This window comes from Pseudomonas sp. RHF3.3-3, from assembly GCF_048069595.1.
GTDB classification, from domain to species: Bacteria; Pseudomonadota; Gammaproteobacteria; order Pseudomonadales; family Pseudomonadaceae; genus Aquipseudomonas; species Aquipseudomonas fuscovaginae_B.
In genome coordinates, this window is record NZ_CP182250.1 from 5,518,616 (window position 1) to 5,530,567 (window position 11,952).

Below are 11,952 nucleotides of genomic sequence, written 5' to 3' on the forward strand. Positions count from 1 at the left end.
TTATTCTTGGTCCATCGAATCCACGAACCAAGGGGCATAACCATGGGCAAACGTCATCCCAACCTTCCCGCCTGGCAATGGCGCGTTGCGCCACAACACTCGAACGATGGCACCCGCGAAGGCCTGCAACTGCTCTCGGTGATCCTGTTTGCCCTGGCCTTCCTGTTGCTGGCCAGCGGGGTGTTCACCCAGGACCTGACCAACGTCGCCATCGGCGTGATCGGCCTGGTCGCCGCCAGCGCAGTGCAGCGCAAGCGGCAGACGCTCGAAGCCTAGTAACCGGACGCCGAAAGCACAACGCTCCTGTAGGAGCACACGGTCTGGACTGCCCCCAAGAAGTTGGACACCCATCCAACCCTTGGGAGGCAGTCCAGCGGTGATTCCGATCCCAAAAGAAGTACCTCGGCTCCCACACACAGCGCCAGTCAGCCGAATACCGTGACGGTCTGTCGGCTCAGGGCGATCAGCCGGTCATCCGGGCTCCACAGCGCTGCCGCCACATGCCCGTAGCCATCGCGGGCATGCTCGATCACCGCCAGGTACTTGCACCAGTCCAGGGTGTCGAGCTCCAGCAGCGGTTGCACGAACTCGATGGTCCAGGTCAGGGTACTGCCCGCCGCCAGCTTCTTCAGGTGCGGCAACAGCGCCGGCGGCCAGGCATCCACCAGGGCCAGCAGGTGCGCCTCGTTCAGTGGCTCCTGCTCGACATCACCGCGCAGGCGCACCCAGCCGCCCATCTCCCGCGAAGTGTTGCCGGTGAACGGAAAGCCGCCAACCGCCCAGCGCATCGCCAGGTGCTGCATGAACTCCGGCGTCACGCCCTTGACGTACGGCAGTTCCTGGCACTGGTCCCAGTGCTTCATGTCCGGCGCCGGCTCGGCCGCCATCGCCACCGCCGACTCCCGGGAGGCACCGAAGCTGCCCTGCACCAGAGTCACCACCTGACCGTTCTGCAGCGCCCGCCCGAGCACCTGGCTGACCGCCTTGCCTTCGCGCAGCACCTCGACCTCGAAACTGACCGGCACCCCTGGCTCGACCGGACCGACAAAGGTCACCGCCAGCGAACGGACGGGGCGATCAGCCGGCACCCGGGCGCGCATGGCTTCGTACTGGAGCGCGACCACCAGGCCGCCAAACGAGGCGCGCCCCTGGCCCCATTCGGCCGGAATGACAAGAGCCTGGGGATCGCGACGAACCCCTTCGAGCAAATCGGAAAAGCGCATGCACACCTCGGCTGGACAAGAATTCCCTGAAACCCGCTGCAAGCCAGTGGCCCACAAGATTGGTTCACCTACCCAAATTCGAGCCCTGGGGGTTGCCTGGCAAGACGCCATGACCCCTCGCAGTCACGCTACGGCGAGAATGGCAACGCAGCCCTGGACCGAAATTGAGCAAGCGAATGAACCACACAGGCCACCCTACTTGCATCATGGAAGTGAATCTTAACCAGCCTCTTCGCGAGGTAAAGCGTCCATTCCAGCCAAATGACCCGCCATACAGGTCGTCATCTCAGGGGAAACAGCTGCTGCTCAGTTTCTCCAGCATGCGGTCCGACTTGCCTTCGGCGCGAGCCATGGTATGGCGCCAACCCTTGACGCAGGGTTGCAGGTCCGCCTGGGTCTGGGCCTGGAGCAACCATTGCCAGCAGTCATGCCAGTCGCCCAGAGCTTCCTGGGCCCCCTTGAGCCGCCGCAATGCCGGTGCCGGCAGCCGGTCCAGTTCCGGGTAGGCTTCGGCGGCGTAACGCACCCGCTTGATCAGCAGACGCAGGCGATGGCGGTCGTGCCCCGGTGCGTGCAAGGCCTCGTCCAGGGCCTGCCACTGCTTGGCCAGGCGCTTCTCGATGCGCTTGCGCAAGCCCTTGAGCAGGCCCTGACGCTCCGCGGCACGGAGGAAACGCGGGAAGGCATCGAGTACATCAAGCAGGTGCCGCAGTTCATTGCTGCGCGCCACGGCCCAGTAGTCCTGGGACAGTTGCGCGGTGCGCCGCGTGGCCGCGGCATGCTGGCCCTGGCGGTGCAGATAGGCCGCCAGCACCTCGCGGTCGCGGATCGGCGTGGTCGAGCGCCCCACTTCGGCTGCCGCCTGCTCCAGTTGCTCGACACCCGGCAATCCGCGCAATGGCCGCAGCAGGCCGCGCAGGCGGCGCACGGCGATGCGCAGGTCATGCAGGCCCTCGTCATCGGTCAGCGCATCGACCCGCGCATGACAGGCCAACAACCGCACGTGCAGGTTCAACACCTGAGCCACCAAACGATCCACCAGGGCCGACATCGACATTTCCTCCCAAATCGAACTTCAAAGACTGCGACGTAATGCCTGCAACGCCTGTTGCAATACATCCATCGACGGGGTTTCTTCAGCATAGCGCTGGCTGACGAACAACTCGCCAAAGCGACGGATGTCCGGCGCCTGCAGCGGCAACTGTGCGGCGGCGCGCTCGACGAATGCCAACGGTCCCTCGCCCGGCTCACGGACCAGGCCACGGCGGCGCAGCAGTCGTTCAAAGGTCATGAACGCGCGCAGTTGCGGATCGGCCTTCGCCTGCCAGGGGCGCAGCAGCCATAACGACAGCAATGCCAGGATCAGCACCAGGCCGATCGGCAGCATCACCCCGGCCAGGTCGCCGAACCAGCGCCCGAGTATCTGCAACTGCTGCTCGCCCTGATAGCCCAGGACCCAGCGTTGCCAGGCGTAATTGAGGTTATCCCAGCCCAGGCGCAACTCGTTGAGCCAGCTCAACTGACGGTACCGCAACGGCGAGAACGCCAAGGCCCCCGGCGCGCCCTCATCGACCAGGGCCTGCTCCAGGCCCTGGTCGATGCGCTGCGGCGCCACCGCGTAGGTCGGGTCGACACTGCGCCAGCCCTGCCCGGCCTGCCAGTACTCGACCCAGGCATGGGCGTCGTACTGGCGCACGGTCAGAAAGTGGCCGGCCGGATTCAACTCGCCTCCCTGATAGCCGGCCACCACCCGCGCCGGAATGCCCGCCGCGCGCAGCACATAGGTCATGGCGCCGGCGAAGTGCGCGCAGAAGCCCTGGCGGCTGTCGAACAGGAAGCCGTCGATACTGTCGGGCCCCAGGGTCGGCGGCCTGAGGGTGTAGTGATAGGGTTCGTCGTGAAAATGCCCGAGCAGCGCCGCCACCAGCGCGTCGGGCTGTGGATAGGTGCGCCGCAGTTCGGTCGCCCATTGGCGGGTTCGCGGGTCGCCCTGGGCCGGCAGTTGCAGGGCGCGACGGCGGGCCCGTTCGTCGAGCTGCGGGTCGCGTGACACCTGCGGCAAGGAACTGGCCCGGTACAGCAGCGCCTGTTGCACCGGGCGCTGACGTTGCAGGCGATAGTCCGCCAGTTGGCGCACATCGCCCAGATCACTGCTGGCGACATCCAGCGTCGGCAGCCAGGGCTTGCCGCTCGGTTGCAGGAGGATGCTGTAGCGCCAGGGCTCACCGCTGGCCTGCCATTTCGGCGCCGGGCTCGAGGCGATGCCCGGCGACTGGCTCCAGCGGCGGCCGTCGAACTGCTCCAGGGTCAAGGCACGCCAGTACAACGCCCGTCGCGGCGGCAGCGGGCCGTCGAAACTGGCACGAAACGCCAGGTCGGCGGAGCGCCCGAGTTCGGCGACATCGGCCGGCGACATGTTTTCGGACAGCCCGCTCAGGCCCTTGTCGCTCGGCAACGGCAACGACCATAGCGGTGCGATCCGCGGGAAGAACAGGAACAACAGCAGCATCAGCGGCACGGCCTGCGCCAACAGGGTCGCGGCCAGTTTCAAGGTCGCCGCCGGCCGGGTGCCGGGGCCCTGCTGCAAGCCGATCAGGGCCGCCAGCAGGGCCCCGATCGGCAGCAGGCTGTAGGCCGCCCACGGCAGGCTGTCCTCGAACAGATAGGCCACCGCCACGCAGAACAGGCCGAGAAATATCAGCACCAGCGCATCGCGGTGGGTGCGGGTTTCCACCAGCTTGAGGATGAACATCGCCACCAGCAGCACCGCGCCGGCGTCCAGGCCGATCAGGCTGCTGCGCGAAAGCCAGATTCCGGCGATGGTGAACAGCAGCAACAGCAGTTCCAGCAGCCGCCCGGGAAAGGCCGCGCGCATGCGATACACCTGGATACGCCAGAAGCTGCAACCGAGCCAGAAGGCGACCATCCACAACGGCACGTGGAACCAGAACGGCACCATGACCAGGGCCTGGGCCACCAACAGCCAGACCAGGCTGGCCCGGGAAATCGTCGTCACGTGACTCATGCCTCTTGCCCGAACAGCGCCAGGGCGCGCAGGCACGCCTCGCAATGGGCCGCACCGCTGTCGGTGGCCAGGCGTCGACCGGGCAACTGCAAGGCGAACGGCTGCTGGCGACGGGTCAACTCCAGCACCCAATAGCACAGACGCGACAGGCGCTGCTCGACATCGCCGCCCAGGGCGAGGAAATCCAGGCAATGTTCCCGACCCTCGAGGCGGGCGAAATCCTTGATCAGCAGCCCTTGTCCACGGGAGTAGGCCTTCCAGTGCAAGCGACGCCAGGAGTCGCCGGGCTGGTAGGGCTTGAGCCCCTGGTAGTCATCGACGCCGTGCCCGTGGGCCCGCGCGCCCTCCTCCCGCTCATCCTCCGGCAGGCTGGTCAGGGCCGGCAGTTCACCTTCCAGCGGCTGTGGATAAACCAGCACCCGCTGCCCCAGGTCGACCCAGCTCCAGGCACGCAGGATACCCAGGGGGAAGCTGCTGCGCACACCGATCCGCGGGGCTGCCAGCCAGCCGCGCGCCACGGTCGGCCGGGTCAGTTCCAGCTCGCTGAAACCCGCCGGCGGGACATCGGTCGCCTGGGTCGTCCGGGCCGACCAGCCGAGATGGACCGCCTGGTGGCTCTTGCCGGCGCTTTCCAGGCGGACCACGAAACGCGCCTGCTCACCGACGAACACCGCCGGCCCGACCCCGGCGCTCAGCACCAGCCCCCGCAGGTTGCGATAGGTATGCAGGATCGCCACGACGAACAGCGACAACAGCAGGAAGCACAAGCCATAGGCGAGGCTGTTCTGATAATTGATCGCCACCAGCAGGATCAGCAGCAGCAAGGCGGCAAACACCCCACCGGTACGGTTGGGCAGGATGAAGATCCGTCGCTGGGTCAGCTCCACCCGCGCCGACGGCGGCAGGCGCCGGGCCAGCCAGGCCCGCCACGCCGTGCGCAGCCGGCTCATCAAAGCGCCGGCACCTCGCGCAACAGCCACTGCACCAGGGCGCCACCACCCAGCCCGGCCGGGTCGGCACGCTCGCGCAGGCGATGGCCGATCACCGCCGGCAACACCGCCTGCACGTCTTCTGGAATCACGTAGTCCCGCCCGGCCAGCAACGCCCAGGCCCGGGCAGCGGCAAGGATCGCCAGGCTCGCCCGCGGCGACAGGCCCCAGGCGAATTGCGCTTCACTGCGGGTCGCACCGACCAGGCGCAGCACATAGTCCACCAACGCATCGCTGGCGCGGACCTGCTTGACCTCCTGCTGCAACACGGCCAGTTCGCCATGGCTGAGGATCGGTTGCAGCCGCGGCAGCAGGTCCCGCCGTGAGGTGCCCTGCAACAGCGCCTTTTCCGCCGCCCGGGCCGGATAACCGAGGGACACGCGCATCAGGAAACGATCGAGCTGCGACTCGGGCAAGGCAAAGGTGCCGCCCTGGCTGGTGGGGTTCTGCGTGGCGATGACGAAAAACGGCGATGGCAACGGCCGGGTGGCGCCCTCGATGGTCACCTGGCCTTCCTCCATGGCTTCGAGCAGGGCGCTCTGGCTCTTGGGCGTGGCGCGATTGATTTCATCGGCCAGCACCAGCTCGGCGAAGATCGGCCCGGGATGGAAGACGAAAGCGCCGCTATCCCTGTCGAACACCGAGGTGCCGAGAATATCGCTGGGCAGCAGGTCGGAAGTGAACTGGATACGTTGAAAACTCAGGCCAAGGACCTTGGCCAGGGTATGACTGAGCGTGGTCTTGCCCATGCCGGGCAGATCCTCGATCAGCAGATGGCCGTCGGCCAGAAGACAGGTCAGGGCCAGGCGGACCTGCGCATCCTTGCCCAATACCACCTGGTTGACGGCCTGCAGGCAGGCTTCCAGCTTACTGCGCATAGGCAGACATCCAAACGAGGGAAACGCCGGGGATATTATCGCAGGAACCCCGTGGTGGCCGGATTTATCCGCGAAGAGGGCGACGCGTCTTTCAGCAAGACCTCGTTATCGTTCTTCGCGAATAAATCCGACTGCCACGGGAAGTTGTCCTTCAGCTTCGCCAGGGAGAAGCGCTCCTGCAAGATCAGGCATCCCGCCTCGCCACTGGGTTCAACGACCGGCGCGCGACTCGCGGATGTAGAAACGCGCTTTCTCGGCCTTGGCCGAGCAGCCCTCATAGGCCTCGAACTGCTGCTGGGTCTTGGCCCCGGTCAGCAACGAGAGCGCCTTGGAATAGCTCACGGTTCCGGCAAAGCCTTCGGCCTTGGCCAGGTCCAGTTCACGCCAGGCGGCATCCAGCTGGGTACCACAGGTTTCGCGATAGGCGGTCTTGCCCGCGCAACCAGCCAACGCCAATGCAATCAATGGCACACAGATCCAGGCTTTCATCGATGACACCTCAGAGAAAAAACAGTCGTGCAGCTTATGACGGTGCGCCAGGCAAAAAGTGCCTTGCCCCGTTCCACAAGCTTAGCCAATCCACATGAACGCAAGCCATCCGGCCTTTCGAACAGCTCGGCGATTGTACCTCAGCCCGCCTTGGGTGCATTGTGAGTCACCGGCCGGAAGGAGTGCATGATGAAAAAACGTGTCGCATTGGTACTGGGCTCGGGTGGGGCCCGGGGGTACGCGCATATCGGGGTGATCGAGGAGATCGAACGGCGCGGCTATGAGATCGCCTGTATCGCCGGTTGCTCGATGGGCGCGGTGGTCGGCGGAATCTACGCCGCCGGCAAGCTCGACGAGTATCGCAACTGGATCGAGAGCCTGGACTATCTCGACGTCCTGCGCCTGGTCGACGTCAGTTTCCGGCTGGGGGCGATCCGCGGCGAAAAGGTCTTCGGCCAGATCCGCAAGATCGTCGGTGAAATCGATATCGAAGACCTGCGCATCCCCTATACGGCGGTCGCCGCCGACCTGACCAACCAGCAGGAAATCTGGTTCCAGGAAGGTTGCCTGCACCAGGCCATGCGCGCCTCGGCGGCCATCCCAAGCCTGTTCACCCCGGTCATGCAGGGCAACCGCATGCTGGTCGATGGCGGCCTGCTCAACCCGTTGCCGATCGTGCCGGTGGTCTCCAGCCACTGCGACCTGATCATCGCCGTCAACCTCAACGCCACCAATCAGAAGCAGTATCAGTTGCCGGTGATCCAGCGTCCGCCGGCCTTCAAGAGCCGCTTCAACGCCCTGCTCAGCTCCATGGGCTCGCGCCTGCCGTTTCGGCGCAAGCAGGCCGAGGAACTGCTGCGCCTGGAACAGCAGACCCTCGCCGCGGATTCGGCGGACCTCAGCAATGCCTGGCTCGACCCCGCCGATCCCGAGGCCCAGCAACCGGCAGCGGCCCCCGAGGTCGCTGGTGCGCCGAAGTCGGCGACGGGTTCGTTCATCGTCGACAACGTCGGCCCGGCGTCCTTGCTGGACCTGATCAACCAGAGTTTCGAAGTGATGCAGACGTCGCTGGCGCAGTACAAGATCGCCGGATACCCGCCGGATATCCTGATCAACGTGCCCAAGCGCGTGTGCCGGTTCTTCGAGTTCTACAAGGCGCCGGAGCTGATTGCCCTGGGCCGCGAGATCGCCCGCGATACGCTGGATCGCTACGAGGAGGAACGGCGCTGAGACCGAGGGACCACGCAGCTTCCACAGTAGTGGATGGATCGTGTCTCAGGCCTGGTTATCGAGCAGGCGATAGCCGACGCCGGCCTCGGTGACGATGAAACGTGGCCGCGTCGGGTCGTCCGCCAGTTTCTGGCGCAGGTGCCCGACCACGATCCGCAGGTAGTGGCTATCCTCGGTATGGGTGGGGCCCCAGATATCCTTGAGCAGTTGCTGCTGGGTGATGACGCGCCCGGGATGCCGTGCCAGTTGGGCCAGCACCGCATACTCCTTGCGCGTCAACGCCACTTCCGCCCCGTCCAGCGACACCCGGCGATACGCCAGGTCGACGGTCAGCGGGCCGAACCTCAAGGCCGCCTCCTGGACCTCGCCCGCCGGTACCTGGCGCAACAGCGCACGGATCCGCGCCAGGAACTCCTGGATGCCGAAGGGCTTGGTCACATAGTCGTTGGCACCACCGTCGAGGGCCTGGACCTTCTGCGCCTCGCTGGCGCGCACCGACAGCACCAGCACCGGCGCCGCGGACCACTCGCGAAACTCGCGCAGCACCTGCTGGCCGTCCATGTCCGGCAAGCCGAGGTCGAGCACCAGCAGGTCGGGCTTGTTCAGCGCCGCCTGGGCCAGGCCCTCGGCGCCGGTACCCGCCTCCAGTACCTTGTACCCCTGGGACGCCAGGCTGATACGCAGGAACTTGCGAATCTGCGGTTCATCGTCGATGACCAGGATGGTCGATATCTGGCTCATGATTGCGGCATCTGGCTGAGAAGTGGCCGAAGCATATCAGGCTTCACTTTCAAGTCCCGGTTGCTCCTGCAGGGGCAGGAACAGGGTGATACAGGTACCGTGCCCGTCGATGCCCTCCGCCACGGCGATATGCCCGCCATGGGCACCGACCATGCCCTGGCAGATCGCCAGCCCCAGCCCCGTGCCCTGCCCGCCGCGATCGCCGCGGGCAGCGGTGTAGAACATGTCGAAGATCTTGCTGCGCTCTTCCTCGGGAATCCCCGGGCCCTCGTCGCTGACCGCGAAGAACAGTTCACCCTCGGCGGTGCCGGCGCGGATCTGCAGACGGCCATGGGCAGGAGAAAATCGCGCGGCGTTTTCCATGACGTTGACCAGGGCCTGCTCGATCAACGCCGCATGCACGTAGAGCAAGGGCAGTTCATCCGGTACCTGGGTGCTGACCTGCAACGGTGCCAGTACCGCTCGCAGCCGGTTCAGCGCGCTGCCGACGATATCCGCTGGCGCCACCCAGTCCCGCGCCAGTTTCAGCGCGCCGTGGCCCAGGCGGGTCATATCCAGCAGGTTCTGGATATAGCGGTCAAGCCGCTCGGCCTCGTCGCGAGTGCCCTCCAGCAACTCCACACGGTCGGCCAGCGGGATCGCCTCGCCCAGGGCCAGCAGGCTGTCGATGCTGCCACGCATCGAGGTCAAGGGCGTGCGCAGGTCATGGGACACCGAGGCCAGCAAGGCGCTGCGCAATTGCTCGGTTTCCCCATGCAGACGCGCCGCCTCCAGATCGTCGGCCAAGCGTGCCCGCGCCAGGGCCTGGGCCAGTGGCTGGCTCAGCGCGGTCAACAGGCGACGGCGCTGGCCGGTCAATGACTGGCCCTCGCGGGGACGCACGCCGAGCAGCGCCAGCGGGCCGTCCTCCACCGACAACGGCCACCACCACCAGCGCCCGAACGGCAAGGTACCGGTGCCCATCCCGGCCGGCTGGTCGTGCTGCCAGGCCCAATCGGCGGCGGCGCGCTCGGCCTCGGAAAAGCTCAATGCGCCACCGCTCTCGATCTTCCAGCCACCCTGGCCGTCACGGTTGAGCAGGCACAGCTCCAGCTCTTCCCAACCGCTGAGGTGCTGCGAAGCCGCACTGATCACCGCCTGGCGGTCGGTGGCGGCGGTCAGCTTGCGCGACAGGTCGAGCAGTTCGCTGGTTTCCTCCTGGGTATCGCGCAGGGCCTGCAACTGCCGGCGCTGGCGAGCGGCCAGGTTGCCGGTCAGCGCCGCCATCATCAGGAAGAACAGCAGCGTCAGCACATCCTCTTCGCGCTGGATCTCGAAGGAAAAGTTCGGCGGAATGAACAGGAAGTCATAGGTCAGGAATGACAGCACCGCACAGGCCAGGGCCGGCCCCAGGCTGCTGCGCACCGCCACCAGCAGCACTGCGGCCAGAAACACCAGCGAGATGTTCGGCAACGGCAGGACACTGGCCACGCCCCAGGCCAGGGCGCTGGCCAATACTGTCGCCAGCAGTGCCAGCAGGTAGTCGGTCCAGACGACCGCATGGGGTTCACGGGCACGGGGCTGACGTTGCTCCTCCTGGCTGTCGAGGACGTTGATTTCCAGCCCGCGGGCATTGCGCAACAGCCGCGCGGCCAGTCCGCCACCGAACAACCGGCGACGCAGGCGTTGGCGCGACTGGCCGACCAGCACCAGGCTGGCACGACGCTCGGCGGCGTGCTGGATCAGGGTCTTGGCCACCTCGCCGGCCCGCAGCAGCACCACTTCGCCGCCCAGTCGCTCGGCCAGTTGCTGGGCGCTCTGCAGGCGCAGTCGCGACTGTTCGTCACGGCTGCTGCCGTTGTCCACATGGACCAGACTCCAGGGCAGGTGCCGACGCTGGGCCACCCGGCTGGCATGGCGCACCAGGCGCTCGGCCTGGGCATCGCCATCCACGCCCACCAGCAGGCGCCCGCGAATCGCCGGCGCATCCTGGCCGAGGGAGCGGTAGCCAAGGGCCAGGTCATTGTCGACCTGCGCGGCAGCGGTCTGCATCGCCAATTCGCGCAGGGCGGTGAGGTTGGTCTGGGTGAAGAATGCATCGATCGCCGCCCGCGCCTGTTCCGGCACGTAGACCTTGCCGTCGCGCAGGCGCTCGAGCAGTTCCCGTGGCGGCAGGTCGATCAGCAGCAGTTCGTCGGCCTCCTGCAGGACCCAGTCGGGCAGGGTCTCGCGCACCTGCACGCCGGTGATACCGCGTACCTGGTCGTTGAGGCTTTCCAGGTGCTGGACGTTGACCGTGGTGAACACGTCGATGCCGGCGGCCAGCAGTTCCTGAACATCCTGCCAGCGTTTCAGATGTCGGCTGCCGGGTGCATTACTGTGGGCCAGCTCATCGACCAGCACCAGTTTCGGCCGGGCCCTGAGCAGGCCGTCGAGGTCCATTTCCTCAAGCAGCACGCCACGGTACTCGGAACGCACCAGGGGCAGTTGCGGCAACCCCGAGAGCAGCGCCTCGGTCTCCGCCCGACCATGGGTCTCCACTACGCCGGCCAGTACTTTCACGCCCTGGCGCAGTTGCGTGTGGGCCGCCTGCAGCATCGCATAGGTCTTGCCCACGCCCGGGGCGGCACCGAGAAACACCTTGAGCCGGCCACGACCGGTCCGGGGCAGTTCGGCGAGCAGCGCGTCGGCGCGGCCTGAATCACTCATGTACTGGGTTCCCACTGATAGAACTGGCCCCGATGCGGGGATTTCATGGATTTGAGCAGGCCTTGAGGGCCTGTTCGCGGGCAAGCCACGCTCCTAGAGGAATCACCGCACTTTTACCTGGGAGCATGCTTACTTCGAGATATCGGCCAGCGCCGCATTCAATGCAAGCACATTGACCACCGGCGGGCCAATCAGCGGCTGCTCGATATGCGCTTCCAGCAGTTTTTCCACGGTCGCCGCCGGCAGGTTGCGCGCCTGCGCCACCCGTGCCAGTTGATAGCGAACCGCAGCCGGTGGCAAGTGCGGATCGAGGCCGCTGCCGGAAGTGGTCAGCAACGCCAGCGGCACCGGCCCCTGGCCGGGCACGACCTGCTTGGCCGCATCGTCGAAAATCCGTGTCGCCAGTGCCGGGTTGCCCGGCGACAGGTTGCTCGCGCCACTGGATACCGTGGCAAAGGCCCCGGCCGACGGCCGTGGGTGAAACCAGGCATCGCCGGTGAAATCCTGGGCGATCAACGACGAGCCGCGGACCTTGCCGTCGGCATCGACCAGCAGGCTGCCGTTGGCTTGGTCGGGGAAAACGGCCTGGGCCACGCCGGTGACCACCAGGGGGTAGGCGATGCCGGTGATCAGGGTCATCAGGGCCAACAGGCTCAGGGCTGGGCGCCATACGCTAGACATGTTCAGTT

At 66.3% G+C, this 11,952-nt stretch carries 11 protein-coding genes; 2 read left to right on the forward strand and 9 right to left on the reverse strand.

Translation table 11 applies throughout. The features are described 5' to 3' along the window. The first annotated feature begins 42 nt into the window (after positions 1 to 42). The gene (locus ACMGT0_RS24065) at positions 43 to 276 is read left to right on the forward strand and encodes a hypothetical protein (protein ID WP_054061531.1); all 234 of its coding nucleotides are present in this window, start codon (positions 43 to 45) and stop codon (positions 274 to 276) included. A gap of 149 nt (positions 277 to 425) precedes the next feature. Here the strand turns inward: ACMGT0_RS24065 and ACMGT0_RS24070 are convergent, their stop codons facing one another. The 6 genes from ACMGT0_RS24070 to ACMGT0_RS24095 all read right to left on the reverse strand — a co-directional run bounded on the left by ACMGT0_RS24070 (position 426) and on the right by ACMGT0_RS24095 (position 6,604). Continuing rightward, positions 426 to 1,223: an acyl-CoA thioesterase gene (locus tag ACMGT0_RS24070; protein WP_416770119.1), complete on the reverse strand. Its 798-nt coding sequence runs from the start codon at positions 1,221 to 1,223 to the stop codon at positions 426 to 428. Between the two features lie 286 nt (positions 1,224 to 1,509). Continuing rightward, on the reverse strand, positions 1,510 to 2,274 hold the full coding sequence (locus tag ACMGT0_RS24075; protein ID WP_416770121.1) for a CHAD domain-containing protein: 765 nt from the start codon (positions 2,272 to 2,274) through the stop codon (positions 1,510 to 1,512). A gap of 24 nt (positions 2,275 to 2,298) precedes the next feature. Next, positions 2,299 to 4,248: a transglutaminase TgpA family protein gene (locus ACMGT0_RS24080; protein WP_416770123.1), complete on the reverse strand. Its 1,950-nt coding sequence runs from the start codon at positions 4,246 to 4,248 to the stop codon at positions 2,299 to 2,301. Then, positions 4,245 to 5,228 (reverse strand): DUF58 domain-containing protein, encoded by a 984-nt coding sequence (locus ACMGT0_RS24085; protein ID WP_416770124.1) that lies wholly within the window; start codon positions 5,226 to 5,228, stop codon positions 4,245 to 4,247. Before ACMGT0_RS24085 ends, ACMGT0_RS24080 begins: the two co-directional genes overlap by 4 nt. Continuing rightward, positions 5,198 to 6,115: an AAA family ATPase gene (locus ACMGT0_RS24090; protein ID WP_054063056.1), complete on the reverse strand. Its 918-nt coding sequence runs from the start codon at positions 6,113 to 6,115 to the stop codon at positions 5,198 to 5,200. The genes ACMGT0_RS24085 and ACMGT0_RS24090 overlap by 31 nt, the downstream gene beginning before the upstream one ends. 210 nt (positions 6,116 to 6,325) lie before the next feature. After that, entirely contained in the window at positions 6,326 to 6,604 is a 279-nt protein-coding gene (locus ACMGT0_RS24095) for a hypothetical protein (RefSeq protein WP_017902690.1), read from the reverse strand. Positions 6,605 to 6,793: 189 nt separating this feature from the next. Here ACMGT0_RS24095 and ACMGT0_RS24100 point away from each other — a divergent pair, with 189 nt between their 5' ends. After that, positions 6,794 to 7,834, forward strand: coding sequence for a patatin-like phospholipase family protein (locus tag ACMGT0_RS24100; protein WP_054061485.1), 1,041 nt, complete (start codon positions 6,794 to 6,796; stop codon positions 7,832 to 7,834). Between the two features lie 45 nt (positions 7,835 to 7,879). Here the strand turns inward: ACMGT0_RS24100 and ACMGT0_RS24105 are convergent, their stop codons facing one another. From ACMGT0_RS24105 to kdpC, 3 genes are all read right to left on the reverse strand, one after another. Continuing rightward, on the reverse strand, positions 7,880 to 8,575 hold the full coding sequence (locus ACMGT0_RS24105) for a response regulator (protein WP_054061486.1): 696 nt from the start codon (positions 8,573 to 8,575) through the stop codon (positions 7,880 to 7,882). A 36-nt stretch (positions 8,576 to 8,611) separates the two neighbouring features. Continuing rightward, positions 8,612 to 11,263, reverse strand: a complete 2,652-nt coding sequence (locus tag ACMGT0_RS24110) for a DUF4118 domain-containing protein (protein WP_416770127.1) — start codon at positions 11,261 to 11,263, stop codon at positions 8,612 to 8,614. 129 nt (positions 11,264 to 11,392) lie between these two features. After that, complete coding sequence (gene kdpC / locus ACMGT0_RS24115; protein WP_054058190.1) at positions 11,393 to 11,944, reverse strand: potassium-transporting ATPase subunit KdpC; 552 nt, start codon at positions 11,942 to 11,944, stop codon at positions 11,393 to 11,395. Positions 11,945 to 11,952: the final 8 nt, after the last annotated feature.